General features: G+C 42.3%; 15 protein-coding genes. 8 read left to right on the top strand and 7 right to left on the bottom strand.

Features of this window, described 5'->3' with window-relative positions:
- Nucleotides 1-84 precede the first annotated feature (84 nt).
- From carA to J0656_RS14045, 4 genes are all read left to right on the top strand, one after another.
- On the top strand, nt 85-1,197 hold the full coding sequence (gene carA / locus J0656_RS14060; RefSeq protein WP_207034988.1) for a glutamine-hydrolyzing carbamoyl-phosphate synthase small subunit: 1,113 nt from the start codon (nt 85-87) through the stop codon (nt 1,195-1,197).
- 118 nt (nt 1,198-1,315) lie between these two features.
- A complete protein-coding gene (eno, locus tag J0656_RS14055; protein WP_207034986.1) occupies nt 1,316-2,608 on the top strand; it encodes a phosphopyruvate hydratase in 1,293 nt (430 codons plus the stop codon).
- A 122-nt stretch (nt 2,609-2,730) separates the two neighbouring features.
- Nucleotides 2,731-4,269 carry a glycogen synthase gene (locus tag J0656_RS14050; RefSeq protein ID WP_207034984.1) on the top strand — a complete coding sequence of 513 codons (1,539 nt, stop codon included), beginning with the start codon at nt 2,731-2,733 and terminating at the stop codon, nt 4,267-4,269.
- 120 nt (nt 4,270-4,389) lie between these two features.
- Nucleotides 4,390-5,673, top strand: coding sequence for a citrate synthase (locus J0656_RS14045; protein WP_207034982.1), 1,284 nt, complete (start codon nt 4,390-4,392; stop codon nt 5,671-5,673).
- Between the two features lie 68 nt (nt 5,674-5,741).
- Here the strand turns inward: J0656_RS14045 and J0656_RS14040 are convergent, their stop codons facing one another.
- Nucleotides 5,742-6,074, bottom strand: coding sequence for a hypothetical protein (locus J0656_RS14040; RefSeq protein WP_207034980.1), 333 nt, complete (start codon nt 6,072-6,074; stop codon nt 5,742-5,744).
- A 424-nt stretch (nt 6,075-6,498) separates the two neighbouring features.
- On the opposite strand from J0656_RS14040, the gene J0656_RS14035 reads away from it, so the two are divergent.
- The 3 genes from J0656_RS14035 (at nt 6,499) to J0656_RS14025 (ending at nt 9,240) form a co-directional block, all read left to right on the top strand.
- Nucleotides 6,499-7,413 carry a dimethylarginine dimethylaminohydrolase family protein gene (locus tag J0656_RS14035; RefSeq protein WP_207034978.1) on the top strand — a complete coding sequence of 305 codons (915 nt, stop codon included), beginning with the start codon at nt 6,499-6,501 and terminating at the stop codon, nt 7,411-7,413.
- An 82-nt stretch (nt 7,414-7,495) separates the two neighbouring features.
- Nucleotides 7,496-8,401: a citrulline utilization hydrolase CtlX gene (gene ctlX, locus J0656_RS14030; RefSeq protein ID WP_207035218.1), complete on the top strand. Its 906-nt coding sequence runs from the start codon at nt 7,496-7,498 to the stop codon at nt 8,399-8,401.
- Nucleotides 8,402-8,622: 221 nt separating this feature from the next.
- Nucleotides 8,623-9,240, top strand: a complete 618-nt coding sequence (locus tag J0656_RS14025) for a Pr6Pr family membrane protein (protein ID WP_207034976.1) — start codon at nt 8,623-8,625, stop codon at nt 9,238-9,240.
- Between the two features lie 147 nt (nt 9,241-9,387).
- Here J0656_RS14025 and J0656_RS14020 read toward each other — a convergent pair whose 3' ends face one another.
- The 5 genes from J0656_RS14020 to J0656_RS14005 form a co-directional block, all read right to left on the bottom strand.
- Nucleotides 9,388-9,573 carry a hypothetical protein gene (locus J0656_RS14020; protein WP_207035227.1) on the bottom strand — a complete coding sequence of 62 codons (186 nt, stop codon included), beginning with the start codon at nt 9,571-9,573 and terminating at the stop codon, nt 9,388-9,390.
- A 126-nt stretch (nt 9,574-9,699) separates the two neighbouring features.
- Complete coding sequence (locus J0656_RS20190; protein WP_237688952.1) at nt 9,700-10,296, bottom strand: hypothetical protein; 597 nt, start codon at nt 10,294-10,296, stop codon at nt 9,700-9,702.
- The gene (locus tag J0656_RS14015; protein WP_237688951.1) at nt 10,224-11,213 is read right to left on the bottom strand and encodes a peptidase associated/transthyretin-like domain-containing protein; all 990 of its coding nucleotides are present in this window, start codon (nt 11,211-11,213) and stop codon (nt 10,224-10,226) included. Before J0656_RS14015 ends, J0656_RS20190 begins: the two co-directional genes overlap by 73 nt.
- Before the next feature lie 281 nt (nt 11,214-11,494).
- Nucleotides 11,495-12,916, bottom strand: coding sequence for an SDR family oxidoreductase (locus J0656_RS14010; protein WP_207034975.1), 1,422 nt, complete (start codon nt 12,914-12,916; stop codon nt 11,495-11,497).
- Nucleotides 12,913-13,338, bottom strand: a complete 426-nt coding sequence (locus J0656_RS14005; RefSeq protein WP_207034973.1) for a hypothetical protein — start codon at nt 13,336-13,338, stop codon at nt 12,913-12,915. Before J0656_RS14005 ends, J0656_RS14010 begins: the two co-directional genes overlap by 4 nt.
- A gap of 94 nt (nt 13,339-13,432) precedes the next feature.
- On the opposite strand from J0656_RS14005, the gene argS reads away from it, so the two are divergent.
- Nucleotides 13,433-15,211 carry an arginine--tRNA ligase gene (gene argS, locus J0656_RS14000; RefSeq protein WP_207034971.1) on the top strand — a complete coding sequence of 593 codons (1,779 nt, stop codon included), beginning with the start codon at nt 13,433-13,435 and terminating at the stop codon, nt 15,209-15,211.
- Nucleotides 15,212-15,247: 36 nt separating this feature from the next.
- Here argS and J0656_RS13995 read toward each other — a convergent pair whose 3' ends face one another.
- Complete coding sequence (locus J0656_RS13995; protein WP_207034969.1) at nt 15,248-15,616, bottom strand: endonuclease domain-containing protein; 369 nt, start codon at nt 15,614-15,616, stop codon at nt 15,248-15,250.
- Nucleotides 15,617-15,662: the final 46 nt, after the last annotated feature.

The raw sequence follows: 15,662 nt of genomic DNA, 5'->3' as shown, positions 1-15,662 counted from the left end.
AACTATTGTATTTAACGAAAAAGGATAAGTGAGAACTTATCCTTTTTTTATGTTTTTTTGTCAAAACTGAAACTAGAGCACGAAATGAAGTATCACACAAAGAAAAAAGCGTTGATTTTGTTAGCGGATGGAACCATATTTTATGGCAAGGCCGTTGGAGGAAGAGAAGGTACCGCAGTAGGGGAAGTTTGTTTCAATACTGGGATGACGGGTTACCAAGAGATTTTTACAGACCCGTCCTATTACGGACAGTTAATGGTCACCACCAATGCACACATTGGGAATTATGGGGCCAATTTGGAAGAAGTGGAATCTGATTCCGTGAAGATTGCCGGTCTAATCTGCAAGAATTTCAGTTACGATTACTCCAGACCCAATGCAGACATGAGTTTGTTGGAGTTCTTGGACAAGAACAGTCTATTGGCTATCTCAGATGTGGACACCCGTGCTTTGGTGAGCTACATTCGTGATAATGGCGCCATGAACGCACTGATTTCCACAAGAGTTGACGATATTGATGCGTTGAAAGAAGAATTGAAGCAAGTTCCAAGTATGGAAGGCTTGGAACTTTCATCCAAAGTATCCACAAAAGAGCCGTATTTCTACGGGGATGAGAATTCCGAAATAAAGATTTCGGCTTTGGATATCGGAATCAAAAAGAACATTTTGAGGAATTTGGCGAAGAGGGGAGCCTATATCAAAGTATTTCCTTATAATTCTTCGTATGATGAAATGAAAGAATGGAATCCTGACGGTTATTTTATATCCAATGGACCTGGAGATCCAGAACCGTTGACCGATGCCGTAGCGGCCACTAAAGAAATGATTGCCTCTGATAAACCTTTGTTCGGAATCTGTTTAGGTCATCAAGTATTGGCTTTGGCAAACGGGGTTTCCACGTATAAGATGCATAATGGACACAGAGGGATTAATCACCCCATCCTTAACTTAGTTACTGGGAAGGGTGAAATCACTTCCCAAAACCACGGATTTGCGGTGAATAGGGAAGAGACGGAAGCAAATGCAGAGTTGGAGATCACCCACACGCATTTGAACGATCAAACCGTGGCCGGAATCAAAATGAAGAACAAGGATGTATTCTCGGTACAATATCACCCGGAAGCAAGTCCAGGTCCACACGATGCAGATTATCTGTTCGACCAGTTCTTCGATTTGATCAAGGCCGGTAAAAACTAAAACGATATAGTTCTGTTTTTAAGTATTTAAGTGCGTTTTGTGAGTAATATCATGGAGTTAAAAACGCTGTCTTTTGTATCTTTAGCCAATAATCACAACTATAAAACATTGAATTAAAATGAGCATCATTATCAACATTCATGCAAGACAAATATTGGATTCCAGAGGGAACCCGACAGTAGAAGTAGATGTAACAACAGAAAATGGAATAGTGGGAAGGGCAGCTGTACCTTCCGGAGCCTCTACTGGGGAGCATGAAGCCGTTGAATTGCGTGATGGCGGCGATTCCTTTATGGGTAAAGGGGTCGGTAAAGCCGTGAACAATGTAAATACGATCATAGCCGAGGAACTTATCGGGACATCGGTTTTTGAACAAAACCATATTGATCAGACCATGATCGAGTTGGACGGTACTCCAAACAAATCAAAATTGGGGGCCAACGCCATTTTGGGGGTATCATTGGCAGTGGCAAAAGCTGCAGCGAATGAGTTGGGTATGCCATTGTACCGATACGTAGGTGGTGTTAGCGCAAACACGCTTCCCGTTCCTATGATGAACATTATCAACGGAGGGTCGCACTCCGATGCACCTATCGCGTTCCAAGAATTTATGGTAATGCCAGTTAAGGCAAAGGATTTTAGTCATGCCATGCAAATGGGAACGGAAATCTTCCATAACCTTAAAAAAGTATTGCACGATCGTAATTTGAGCACTGCTGTAGGTGATGAAGGTGGTTTTGCACCAACATTGGAAGGTGGTACCGAAGATGCTTTGGATACCATTGCAAAAGCTGTGGAAAAAGCAGGTTACAAATTGGGCGATGAGATCATGATCGCATTGGATTGTGCTTCGGCAGAATTTTATGTAGACGGTGCTTACGATTATACAAAATTTGAAGGAAGTAAAGGTGTAGTGCGTACTTCTGAGGAGCAAGCTCAGTACCTTGCCGACCTTTGTGAAAAATATCCGATTATTTCCATAGAGGATGGAATGGATGAAAACGATTGGGAAGGTTGGAAAGTTTTGACTGAAAAGATCGGTGACAAAGTTCAGTTGGTTGGGGATGACTTGTTCGTGACAAACGTGGAGCGTCTTTCCCGTGGAATTGAAAACGGTATTGCCAATTCCATCTTGATCAAAGTGAACCAAATCGGAACATTGACCGAGACCATTGCCGCTGTGAACATGGCAAAGAATGCCGGATACACTTCTGTAATGTCTCACAGATCTGGTGAAACAGAGGATAATACCATCGCTGATTTGGCAGTGGCATTGAACACAGGTCAAATCAAAACAGGTTCTGCTTCCAGAAGTGACCGTATGGCCAAATACAACCAGTTATTGAGAATTGAGGAAGAATTGGGCGAAGTTGCCTATTATCCACAAGAAAAAGCCTTCAAGATAAACTAAGAATAATGATTTTTTAGCATACAAAAAGCCTTTCCTGATCAGGAAAGGCTTTTTTTTGTTTCAGTTCCAAACTTTGGTTAAATTAAGGGTTCACTTAATAAACATTCAAATATCTCTCCCGCATGAACAACTTTCTTTTTATTGCCGCCGAAAATGACGCTTTGGAAAACTGTAAAGCAGGTGGCATGGGCGACGTGGTCCGTGATGTGCCAAGGCAGATATCCGAACGGGGCGATAAGGTGCACGTGGTTGTTCCCGCTTATTCGAGACTTCATCATGGAGGATTGCCAAGAACAACGGTGAACTTTACCTTGCGCGGTTTGGGGTATACCGCAGAACTTTACGAAGTAAAACCTAAAAAGGAATTCCCCAATATTTTCCATTACGTTTTGCACCATCCGGAAATTGAGGCGGGCGATATTGCGCACATTTACCACAACGACCCAGAAGAGCCCTTCTATACCGATGCCATTAAGTATTTTATCTTTTGTACCGCGGTGGCTGAGGCCATAAAACAAGGTGCATTCGGTGATGTGGATTTGGTACACTTGCATGATTGGCATTCCAGTTTATTGTTGTTCTTGAGGGAATATCATCCAGAGTATACCAATCTTAAGGATATCAGGATTGTTTATAGTATCCATAATTTGGCCATTCAGGGCATACGTCCATTTGACAATAATTATTCCTCTGTAAAGAACTGGTTCCCCAATGTTCCGTTGGATTATCAAAAGTTGATGGACCACAGATACCAAGACTGTATCAACCTTATGGCCGTGGGCATTCGATTTGCGGATGCCGTACATACTGTGTCACCATCCTATAAAGATGATGTCTTGTTGCCGAGTTCTCCTCCCGAATTTATTGGAGGGGAAAGCTTGGAAACCGATTTACAGAAAGCAGATGAGGAAGGACGTTTGTTCGGTATACTAAACGGCTGTAACTATAAGAACATCAACAAGGAAAAGAAGGGTAATATTTACCGAAATACGGTCAAAGCATTATTTGGATGGTTGCAGCAAGAGGATAAAAAGTACAAGGCCGATTTCTTGGCCCACACAGGTGAGAAAATCATGGCCTATGTGGAGGAGAGACCCAAATTTATCGCTTCGAGCGTAGCTAGGTTGACAGAGCAAAAATTTTACTTTTTCATGAGGTCGCCAGAAGCCTTTGTGGAAATACTGAAAAAACTCGAAAAGGTCGATGGTATCTTTATGTTATTGGGCACCGGAGCTCCCGAGTATGAGGAACTCTTCAGAAAATTGAGCTACCAGCACAAGAACTTTATATTCACCAACGGTCAGTCAGAAAAACTCATTGATTCCATGTACCTGGAATCCGACCTTTATTTTATGCCCAGTCTTTTTGAACCTTGTGGTATTAGCCAAATGTTGGCCATGAGAAATGGAAATCCATGTTTGGTACATCACACTGGTGGACTAAAGGATACGGTGGAGCACATGAAAACCGGTTTCAGTTTTGATGGGGACAGCTACGACGAGAAAATAAAGAGCATGTTGGAAGCAATGGATGTAGCTTTGGATGTGTTCGCAAATGATAAACCAACTTGGAAAAAAATACAGGCTGCGGCACGAAAAAAACGCTTTACATGGCAGAAATCCGTAGATGAATATTACAAAGTGCTCTACAAATTGGATTGACCCAATTTATATATATCATTTTAGCGTTAATATCAACACAAATAGCGGCTGGAAATTGTTAATGGCTATGCTTTTTCGTAATTTTCGCATTCTATTTTTACTAATCTATTAAAACATAAAATGTCGGATAAAGCTATACTCGAATATGGGGGAGAAAGATATGAATTCCCTGTTATAAAAGGTACTGAAGATGAATTGGCCATAGATATCAAAACCTTGAGGGCCGCAACAGGAATGGTGACCATAGACCCCGGTTACAAAAACACAGGCTCTTGTGAAAGTGCCATAACGTTCCTCGATGGCGAAAAAGGTATTTTAAGATATCGAGGATATTCTATTGAAGATCTTGCCGAGAAAGCTGACTTTTTGGAGGTTGCATATCTTCTGATTTTTGGCGAGTTGCCAAACAAGGAACAGCTTGAAAAATTCCATAGCGACATTAAAGAGGAATCCCAAGTGGACGAGGAAATGAAGAAAATTTTGGATGGCTTTCCAAAATCTGCCCACCCAATGGGCGTGCTATCTTCGTTGACAAGTGCCCTTGTTGCATTTAACCCATCATGCGTTGATGTGTCATCCGAGTCCGCCATGTATAACTCCATTGTTCGTATTTTGGCAAAGTTCCCGGTTTTGGTCGCATGGACACTACGCAAGAAAAAAGGTCTTCCATTGGATTATGGGGATGATACTTTGGGTTATGTGGAGAACATCCATAAAATGATGTTCAAAAGACCGAATCAAGAATATAAAAGAGATCCAATCGCCATAGATGCTTTGGACAAATTATTGATTTTGCACGCAGATCACGAACAAAACTGTTCTACATCTACGGTAAGAATCGTGGGTTCTTCGCACGCTGGTCTGTTTGCATCACTTTCCGCAGGTATATCCGCACTATGGGGTCCATTGCACGGAGGGGCCAACCAAGCCGTTCTGGAGATGTTGGAAGCTATTGAGGCTGATGGAGGTGATACCAAAAAATACATGGCCAAGGCCAAGGACAAGGACGATCCTTTCAGATTAATGGGCTTTGGACACAGGGTATATAAAAACTTTGATCCAAGAGCCAAGATCATTAAAAAGTCGGCAGACGAGGTGTTGGGCAACTTAGGAATAGAAGACCCGATTTTGGACATCGCCAAAGGATTGGAAAAAGAGGCCTTGGAAGACAGCTATTTTGTGGATAGAAAACTGTACCCCAACGTGGATTTCTATTCTGGAATCATCTACCGCGCATTAGGTATACCAACAGAAATGTTCACTGTAATGTTTGCATTGGGTAGATTGCCCGGATGGATTGCACAATGGAGAGAAATGAGATTGAGAAAAGAACCGATAGGTAGACCAAGACAGGTTTACATCGGTGAAAACCATAGAAGCTTTGTTCCTTTGGAAAAAAGATAAGATTTGGAACATTGAGAAAATAAAAAAGGGGCGATATCGCCCCTTTTTCAATGGGACGGATTAACTAACTATAGAATGCGACCTATTGTATTTTGGTTTAAATGCTTGTCCTTATCTAGGCACATTCGCATTATTTCAAACTGGTAATGCCTTTGCATTTCGGAAATGTCCTCTCTGGATGCTTCACTTTTTGCATCCTGAAAAGTTTTGTGAATAAAGTCATGCGCATCCACGGTACTCATGCTCTTTAAGGTAGAGTCCAATGACATACCATATTTTCTCGCCGATTCGTTTACTTTACTGTATTCAGGCTCTAAATGCTGATGAGTTATCTGGTGTGTAAACAGAAAATGTCTCTTGGGCAAGTCTTCTTGGGTAATACAATCATTGTATTTTACCATAAGGATTGGTTCAAGATTAGCAGGAGTCCCAGTTTTGGAAATAAAGCTAAAACGATCTTTGCTTTGGAAAGCATTCATGCCCCCAAATACAACTGCTAAAGTTGCCAGTAGAGTTGATGTGAGTATTAGTTTTTTCATGAGTAAGAAAAATCTTAATACAAAAGTAGTAATAAAAACATTTTAAGTATCTGATATATGTCAGTTTTTGAGGATTTGAACAGTATTTTGAGGTTTTGATAAAAATTAGCCCGTTTTTAAACCCGTAAATTGTAGTTCTAGAGGGTAAGGCATTGAAAAGTTGGAGGATTTTCTCATTTTCGCGAGCAATAAAATTCAACTAAAACACTAGATTTGCCATAGAAATTTTAGGATTTTTCTGTGTTGATCATATCTGCCGATATTTTCGGAGACAAATAACCCTAGTATGATAGATTTGAACGTTGTTGATGAGACCAGCCCTTTAAAAGCAGTCATTTTGGGAACTGCAGAAAGTTGTGGGCCAGTTCCGACCATTGAGGAGGCCTACGACCCCAAATCCATCGAATACATTAAGGCAGGTACGTATCCCAAGGAAGCTGATATGATCAAGGAAATGGATGCCTTTGCCCATGTATTTCATAAATATGGAGTAAAGGTTTACCGACCCGAAGTTTTGGAGGACTGTAACCAGATATTCGCCCGCGATATTGCTTTTGTGATCGAGGATAAGTTGTTTCACGCCAATATTTTGCCAGACCGCGAAAGAGAGTTCGAAGCAATCCATGAAGTATTGGAAAACATAGACCCCAACTGTATTATTAGGCCGCCCGAAGAAGTTCATATAGAGGGTGGCGATGTAATGCCTTGGAAGGATCATGTTTTTATCGGAACCTATACGGGGAGCGATTATTCTAGCTATATAACCGCCAGAACCAATATTGAAGCTGTAGAATTTATCCAAGACATGTTCCCCCATAAAACGGTGAAATCCTTCGAACTGAGAAAATCGAATACCAACCCAAGGGAAAATGCATTGCACTTGGATTGCTGTTTTCAACCTGTGGGGAAGGATAAGGCCATATTGCACAAGAATGGATTTCTAGTGGAAGAAGAATACCAATATCTGGTAGATTTTTTCGGGCCGGATAATATCTTTGAAATCGATAAGGAAGAAATGTATCAAATGTTCAGCAACGTATTTTCCATTTCCCCTGAAGTCGTAGTTTCAGAAAGGAATTTTACAAGATTGAACAACTGGCTTCGGGACCAAGGATTTACCGTAGAGGAGATTCCCTATGCCGAAATAGCCAAGCAAGAAGGTCTGTTGCGATGTAGCACCATGCCTTTGGTGAGAGCATAAATTTATAACCCCGTTTCCTGCTGCCACAGGTATACCAAAAACAGTCAACGTATTGAAGAATCAGATTACCGGTACCATTCTTATGGTGCGCCCCGTTAACTTTAGGATGAACGAACAGACTGCTGTCAACAATTATTTTCAGGAAGACCCGCATCTAAAAAATGCCGAGATCAACAAGAAAGCACAAGAGGAATTCGACCAGTTTGTAAAAGTGCTTCGGGACAATGGTGTCAACGTGATCACCATAAACGATAATATGGAGCGCGATACTCCCGACTCCATTTTTCCGAACAATTGGGTCTCTTTTCACGCCAACGGAACGGTGTGCGTATATCCCATGTTTGCGGAGAACCGCAGAAAGGAGCGTAGAGAGGATATTTTTGAACTCTTGGAAGAGAACGGTTTTGTAATCAATAATTTTATGGATTATACAGCCGCAGAAGAGGAAGAGGTGTTTTTGGAAGGTACAGGCAGTATTCTATTGGACAGGGTAAACCAGAAAGCGTATTGCGCATTGTCCGAACGCGCGCACGAAGACCTGTTTATCGAATTTTGTGAAGATTTTGATTGTTTTCCGGTAATTTTTCATGCCAATCAAACGGTGGAAGGTGAGCGATTGCCGATTTACCATACCAATGTAATGATGGCCATGGCAGAAACCTTTGACGTTATCTGTTTGGATTCCATCGATGATAAAAAGGAACGAAAAAACGTGGTGGACCATATTAAAATGGACGGCAAGGAAGTCATCAGGATTACCGAAGAGCAAATGTGCCATTTTGCAGGGAACATGTTGCAGGTAATCGGTGCCGACGATAAACGTTTTATGGTGATGAGTACCCAAGCGTACAATAGCCTAACACAAGAACAAATCACGGCCATTGAAAAACATTGTCTCATCATCCACAGTCCGTTGGATACCATTGAGACCTGTGGTGGTGGCAGCGCCCGTTGTATGATGGCCGAAGTATTTTTGCCAAAAGCGTAGGAACATAATGTCATTTCGAGCTGGTTTCTGAGTTGTCATCCTGAGCGCAGTCGAAGGAGAGCGAAGGAGCAGTCGAGAAATCTTTATTCTTTAACATGACACGAATTACACCAATTATACGAATCATTACGAATGGGCAAGTTGTCGTGCTGAACTTGATTCAGCTTCACATTCAGAATAATACTGTTGCATTGCAACTTTAAAATTGAATATCTTCGACCATGCGCAGAAATTTTGAGATTTTAGGGATGTGTGCAGGATGGTTTGCCGTACTCGCCCAACTCTATTTGATGCTTCAGAATAGAGAAACCGTCTTGGTTGAAAGTTTGTTGCGTTTTATCAGCTATTTTACCATTCTTACCAATACGTTGGTTGCCCTTTTTTTTACGACCAGGGTCTTTGGGGCGGACCAAAAACGACTGGCCCTTTTTCACCAGAAGGCCACGCCAATGGCCTTGACCTCTTTTATATTGGTGGTGGGATTGGTATACCAATTTGTTCTCAGGAACCTTTGGGCTCCAACAGGTCTGCAAATGGTGGTGGATGAGCTGTTGCATACCATAATCCCAATATTGATGTATGTGTATTGGCTCATGTTCTGTTCCAAGGCCGTAGTTGAATGGAAACAGCTCTCCAAATGGCTGTTTTACCCTTTAGGGTATGTGGTTTTTGTGTTGGTCCGGGGACATTTCTCTGGTTTTTATCCGTATCCGTTTTTAAATGTGCTGGAGCTTGGGTTGGGTTCCGTGCTTTTGAATAGCTGTTTTGTGTTATTGTTGATGCTCCTGGTTATGGCCGCTCTCTACTTTTTAGGGAAATTGCTCCGGCCGAAACAATGAACAATTGGCAGTGAGCAATAATCAATGGCATAGTTTGACACAAATTCCACGAATTTCCCCGAAGTAGCTTTTTGTCATTTCGAACCGACCAAAGGGAGTGTGAGAAATCTAAGGAAAGTTGAGATTTCTCAATCGATGCTTTGCATTTCATTTTCTCAACCCAACCGCAATCCCCCGAAGCGCAGCGACCACTTTTTGAACTTCTTTTCGGTCAAATGTGTCTTCTTCCAAATAAAACAACATTTCCAAGGCTAGATCCAACACTTTGGCCAATTCCTCAGGAGAACCGTACCAGTCTTCCATCCATTGCCAAACAACTTCTGCTTTTTCCATATGATAAGCAAGAAATACATTTTTGGTCAACGGGTACATGTCATATATGGCAACATGATGAAGGGTAAAGGGTAAAAGACGAAGGTTACGGAAGAAAACTCAGAACTCTTAACCCAAAACTCATAACTAATCTTCCTCCTCGGCCGTAAACCCACGAATGGCCTGGTTGGGCTCCATAATGGTGTAGCCTTTCCAAAACTCCGCGTCGTAGCGTGGCATATAAGTGGCCTTTACTGTTTTATCCTCTTTAAAGGACTTGAACTCGCTTTCGGCAATGTTATCTTGGTTGAAGACCACGAGTTCCCATTTGGAGGTAACGTTCATCTGGAAGTCAATGTTTAGCTTCAATTCGTTCTGTTTGCGACGGCCTTTTACATGTTTGTTCTTTTCCACCACTTTTAGCGGTCTGTCCACCCCAAAGAACTTGCCATCGGCCAATTCCATAAACTGAAGTTCGTACTTGCCATTGGGCAGTTTGGCAAACCGCATGGTGCCCTTGTACAAGGTTTCGCGATAGGTAATGCCCAATAATCTGAAATTTCTGAGGCGTTGGGTGTTCGTAAAGTCCAAACGCATTACGGCAAAGTCCTCAATGTTGATGTAGAGTCGTCCCTTGAAATCCGCGCTGCTTCGCTTGGGCCAAAAGTCGACTACGTACACCCCTGCATCGCCAATATCGGCATAGCCTGCCAGTTTAAACTCGTAACGGTGGTTTTTGTCCACCAAATCCAATTTGGTATCTTCTTTATAGTACAGTTGCTCAATAGTTCTTTGAACTGCCAACGTTGGCTATCGGTCAAGCCGGAAACACTGTCTTTTTTTACTTGGGCTTTCAGTTTTTTTGCCTGGTCCATCCGTTCGTCGTCCATGGTATCCAGAATGGAATCCACTTGTATTTTTTCACTAAAAATCCCCGATTTTATCTTTAGATAAGAACCCGGCTTTACGTTCGCCGTAAAAATGTCCTCCATGTGTTCCGCCAAATCTTCAAAAGAGCTCACATCGCGTTTATCGTACAGGTCGGCCGCTTTTAGGATGTTGAGCTTGTAATCGGTGTTGTTTTTGTAGAAGTCGCCAAAACTCTCGGTGTAGTGCGAAGCATTTTTAGGGATAGATCGGGCAATGCTGTCCATTAATTCCTTGTTGAGTTCTTTGATGGATGATTTTTCGAACCCAAAATCCACCTTGTGCATATTGGCCAGTTCCGATTTCCGAAGAAAAAACCGTTGTTTTACTGGAGCTTTGTTCACGTTTTGGGGAATGTTCTCTATCATTTTATCAATGATGTCATCTACCTCCAGTTCCTTGTCGAACACATAAACACCGCTCAATTCAATGGCCTTGGCATTCAAAGTAACCAAGCTATCCTGCATTTGTTCCAACGTGAAGCCTTTTTTCTCATAGCCCATGGAAGTCACATAAATGGAGTCGGGCAGGGCGGTACCTTCTTCCAATACAAAACTGAAACGGCCTTCATCATTAGTGACCACTCCTTGGTGCTCCCCATATTGTATGGTGGCGTAGGGAATCCCTTTTTGGGTCTTGGCATCCACCAAACGTGAACTAATGGTCTGGGAGGCCATCGGAAGTGCTATTAAAAGCGAAAAATAAGCAAGAAATAAGGTCTGTTTTAGGGACATAACTACAGATATGGTTTCAATGTTAAGACGCCTTTTGGGGAGGAAAGGTTGTCTGTGGTTTAGACGAACTTTGGGCAATTTTGTGACAAAGTGCGAAGAAATAGGGAATCCCCGATATGGCTTAATAGTATTTTAACAGCTGTGAAGTTAGGAGGATTGTCATTTCGAGCTGTCACCCTGAGCGCAGTCGAAGGGGACAGTCGAGAAATCTTAAGTAAAACGATAATTAATGAAAACATCTCGACTGCGCTCGATGTAACAGAGGTTTTTACTTTGAGTATTTACACTTTTGCAATATTCCGAATCATGTTCCCAAAAATGAATAGATGGAACGGCAGCACGGAGTACCAATACAATCGTCCCAGTAAACCTTTGGGCCGAAAGGTAGCGGTTTGGTAGAGCACGCCGTCCTCAATTTTAAACTCCAGCCAAGCTTCTCCCGGGGTTTTCATTTCGGCAAAAAGCAGCAATCGCTTGCTTTTTTTGTCGGCCAGAAGCACTCGCCAAAAATCCAGTGCATCACCAGGAAAAATTTTATCGGGATGGGTGCGTCCACGTCGCAGTCCCGGTCCACCTACCAATTTGTCCAAGAACCCACGGATTTTCCAAAGCCAATTACCGTAGTACCAACCGTTTTCGCCACCAATCCGCCAGATGTTCTTGAGGACTTCTTTCTCATTTTGTATGGGAATTGATTTTTTATCCTGCAATACACCATATTTTGGTACTTGGATATAATCCTCAAGATCTTTTTTTATTCTACCACTTGCAATACTGTCCTTCCAACTACTGATGACGAGGTTTTGCTCAATTTTTTTGAAGGCCAAGTCGATAGCCTCTTCGTAAGTGTGAGTTTCGATTCCCAACATTTCTTGCAGGCGATTGTCTTGGGCCACAACCTCCATTTTCATGCTATCCACTAGGTTTGTAGCCAATTTGTAAGAGGTCGAGGTCACAAAATAGAGCCAGTAGGAAGATAGTTTCGGCGTCATCACGGGAACCGTGAAAATCCAGTTTTTAAAGCCACGTACTTTGGCGTAGCCATGCAGCATATCTTTATAGGTAAGAATATCGGGCCCACCAATGTCAAAGGATTGACCGTACGTTTCTTTGTTGCCCAACACTTCGGTGAGGAACTGAATCACATCGCGAATGGCGATCGGCTGCGTTTTGGTGAGTACCCATTTAGGTGTTATCATCACGGGCAGTTTTTCGCAGAGGTCGCGAATAATCTCAAAAGAGGAACTTCCGGAGCCTACAATAATCCCAGCACGGAGCACCGTTACATCAAACGGGCCTTTGTATAGAATTTCTTCTACATTTTTTCTGGAACTGAGGTGTTTGGAAAGTTCCTTGTCGTTCACAATACCGCTGAGGTAGATAACCTGTTGGCACTGGGTGTTCTGCAAAATGGTGTTGAAGTTTTTGGCCGCTTGCGCCTCTTTTTCATCAAAATCGGTAACGGAGGAGGTCATGGAATGTATCAAGTAGTAGGCGGCATCAATATCCTTGGTCACCTGTTGTTTTTCGGGGTCGTCCAAAAAATCAATCTCAACAATATCAATTTTTGAGCGGATTTTAGCATCCACCGAAAGCCGTTTTTCATCCCGAACAGCACAAACTACGCTATGGCCCATATCCAAAAGTTTGGGCAATATGCGCATCCCGATGTAGCCATTGGCCCCTGTCAACAATATTTTCATAGGTCTTCCAAGTTGGTGGGCAGATTATCCGCACGATGGTCCATCAATTTACGGAAGAATCGCTGAATAGCTTTGGTATCCGACTTTACTTTGATGAAGTAATGGTCCATATAAATGGAATAGATCCCGATATCACCTTTATACACGTTCAATTTGTAGTAGGGGATGATAAGCCCGTAGGTCTCCAAGCGGGCTCGAAACCGAACAATGATGCCATTCGGACGAATTTCAACATTACAAGTATTGGTGCTATTGTCCAAAATGAGCAGATTGTAAATATCGATACTGGCCTCGGTAACAAAAAGTTTTGGGGAGCCGATACCGCCCATGGCAAAACGCTCTTTTATAGGGATGGGTTTGCCTACGGCATCGTCAATTTTTTTGGTGATTATTTTATCGTTGTAGGAGACGTTCAAAAGCATATCTAAAAATACTCAAATTAGGGCGGACCATTTGGTAAGGGTGTGGGAAAAGCCCAAAAAATGCGTAGTTTTGCGCCCTGAAAAGCCTTTATAGATGAGTTTGCAGAACGATTTGACCCAAAAAGTAATCGAGGCGGTAAAACAACTGTACCAAGTTGACTTGCCCACGGTGGAATTTCAACCTACCCGAAAGGATTTTGAGGGTGATATTACCGTAGTGGTATTCCCTATGTTGCGCCTTGTGAAAGGGAATCCGGTTCAGATTGGAACTAAGATAGGGGAGTACTTGGTTGAGAATGTTGATGAAGTATTGAAATGCAACGTGGTACAGGGCTTTTTGAACATTGTTATTGCTGATAGCTACTACCTTAATTTCTTCAACGGTATTTTTGATGAAACAGATTTTGGTTATGTAAAATCACAGTCGGATGATGCCGTGATGGTGGAATATTCATCTCCCAATACCAACAAACCGTTGCACTTGGGGCATATCCGAAACAATCTTTTGGGCTATTCCGTAGCTGAGATTTTGAAAGCTTCGGGCAAAAAAGTGTACAAAACCCAGATCATCAACGACCGAGGCATCCATATTTGTAAAAGTATGTTGGCCTGGCAAAAATTTGGTGAAGGCGAAACCCCAGAATCTTCCGGTTTAAAAGGGGACCACTTGGTAGGAAAATACTATGTGGCTTTTGATAAGGCATACAAAGAACAGATAGCCGAATTGGTCGAATCGGGCACACCCAAAGAAAAGGCTGAAAAGGAGGCGTCAATTTTATTGGAAGCCCAAGAAATGCTCCGTAAGTGGGAAGCTGGCGATGATGAAGTTGTGGCACTTTGGAAAAAAATGAACGGCTGGGTGTACGATGGTTTTGATATCACCTACAAAAACTTGGGCGTTGATTTTGATACGCTGTACTACGAGAGTGATACCTATTTGCTAGGTCGTGATGTGGTGAAAGATGGATTGGAACGCGGTGTTTTCTTTAAAAAGGAAGATGGCAGTGTTTGGATAGACCTGACCGAGGACGGATTGGATGAAAAAATCGTGTTGCGTTCCGATGGTACTGCGGTGTATATGACTCAAGATATCGGGACGGCCATTCAAAGGGTGACCGACCATCCAGACATTAACGGAATGGTATACACGGTGGGTAATGAGCAGGATTATCACTTTAAGGTCTTGTTCCTTATCTTAAAAAAACTGGGTTATTCTTGGGCGGAGCAGTTGTTCCATTTGAGTTATGGAATGGTGGATTTGCCCAGCGGCAAAATGAAGAGTAGGGAAGGTACCGTAGTGGATGCGGACGACCTTATCAAAAATATGGAAGATACCGCTGAATCCATTTCCCAAGAATTGGGCAAACTGGAAGGTTATTCCGAAGAGGAGAAAAAACAATTGTACCGAACCATAGGTCTGGGTGCCCTTAAATACTACATTTTAAAAGTAGACCCAAAGAAACGTATTCTTTTTAACCCTGAAGAATCGGTCGATTTTCAGGGAAACACAGGACCATTTATTCAATATACCTACGCTAGGATTCAATCTATTTTAAGGAAGGCTGATTTTGGTGTCTCGACTGCGCTCGACATGACAATGGACTTGCACGAAAAGGAGAAAGAGTTGTTGAAACAAATCCAATTGTTCCCGGAAACGGTTCAATTGGCGGCGGAAAACTTTAGCCCTGCTTTGATTGCGAACTATACTTACGATTTGGTGAAGGAGTTTAACTCGTTCTATCAGCAAGTTTCCATTTTGGGTGAAACTGACGAGCAGAAGAAAAACTTCAGGGTGCAGTTGTCCCAAAAAGTAGGCGAGGTGATTCAATCTTCGTTCCGCTTGTTGGGTATTGATGTTCCTGATAGGATGTAGGAATCCTCTCAGTCTCCCTTTTTAAAAGGGAGAAGCCTATGGGGTTTGTTTAAAATGTTCAGTAATTTCCGATAATACGGATTCCAGGTTTTCAAACACCATTTTATTCTCAAATCGTATCACGGTATAACCTAGTTCATTTATAACCTGAGTGCGCTTTGCGTCGTATTCTTGGGCTTGAGGTGTATTGTGTACGGCTCCGTCCAATTCTATCACTAATTTTTCTGAAGCACAATAGAAATCAACAATGTAGTTTTTGATGCTATGCTGACGGTTGAAACGTCTACCTCGTAGTTTTTTGGCTTTGAGGTAACGCCATAAAAAAGCTTCGGCGGGGGTTAGGTTCTTTCGTAACTTTTTTCTGTAGTTTTCTAATTCTTTGCGGTTATGGATTCTTTTTTTCATCAATCTTTATATAAAAAGCTCCCCTCTTGGAAAAAGAGGGGTGATT

The sequence above is a fragment of the Flagellimonas aurea genome, assembly GCF_017313785.1.
In the GTDB taxonomy this organism is placed as follows: Bacteria; Bacteroidota; Bacteroidia; order Flavobacteriales; family Flavobacteriaceae; genus Flagellimonas; species Flagellimonas aurea.
The sequence above is the reverse complement of the archived record's forward strand: the minus strand, read 5'-3'. Positions and strand labels throughout refer to the sequence as shown.

What these genes read in the sequence shown, in the direction of transcription:
- carA (WP_207034988.1), top strand. Translation starts at nt 85, where the DNA reads ATGAAGTATCACACAAAGAAAAAAGCGTTGATTTTGTTAGCGGATGGA.
- eno (WP_207034986.1), top strand. Translation starts at nt 1,316, where the DNA reads ATGAGCATCATTATCAACATTCATGCAAGACAAATATTGGATTCCAGA.
- J0656_RS14050 (WP_207034984.1), top strand. Translation starts at nt 2,731, where the DNA reads ATGAACAACTTTCTTTTTATTGCCGCCGAAAATGACGCTTTGGAAAAC.
- J0656_RS14045 (WP_207034982.1), top strand. Translation starts at nt 4,390, where the DNA reads ATGTCGGATAAAGCTATACTCGAATATGGGGGAGAAAGATATGAATTC.
- J0656_RS14040 (WP_207034980.1), bottom strand. Translation starts at nt 6,074, where the DNA reads ATGGTAAAATACAATGATTGTATTACCCAAGAAGACTTGCCCAAGAGA.
- J0656_RS14035 (WP_207034978.1), top strand. Translation starts at nt 6,499, where the DNA reads ATGATAGATTTGAACGTTGTTGATGAGACCAGCCCTTTAAAAGCAGTC.
- ctlX (WP_207035218.1), top strand. Translation starts at nt 7,496, where the DNA reads ATGGTGCGCCCCGTTAACTTTAGGATGAACGAACAGACTGCTGTCAAC.
- J0656_RS14025 (WP_207034976.1), top strand. Translation starts at nt 8,623, where the DNA reads ATGCGCAGAAATTTTGAGATTTTAGGGATGTGTGCAGGATGGTTTGCC.
- J0656_RS14020 (WP_207035227.1), bottom strand. Translation starts at nt 9,573, where the DNA reads ATGGAAAAAGCAGAAGTTGTTTGGCAATGGATGGAAGACTGGTACGGT.
- J0656_RS14015 (WP_237688951.1), bottom strand. Translation starts at nt 11,213, where the DNA reads ATGTCCCTAAAACAGACCTTATTTCTTGCTTATTTTTCGCTTTTAATA.
- J0656_RS14010 (WP_207034975.1), bottom strand. Translation starts at nt 12,916, where the DNA reads ATGAAAATATTGTTGACAGGGGCCAATGGCTACATCGGGATGCGCATA.
- J0656_RS14005 (WP_207034973.1), bottom strand. Translation starts at nt 13,338, where the DNA reads ATGCTTTTGAACGTCTCCTACAACGATAAAATAATCACCAAAAAAATT.
- argS (WP_207034971.1), top strand. Translation starts at nt 13,433, where the DNA reads ATGAGTTTGCAGAACGATTTGACCCAAAAAGTAATCGAGGCGGTAAAA.
- J0656_RS13995 (WP_207034969.1), bottom strand. Translation starts at nt 15,616, where the DNA reads ATGAAAAAAAGAATCCATAACCGCAAAGAATTAGAAAACTACAGAAAA.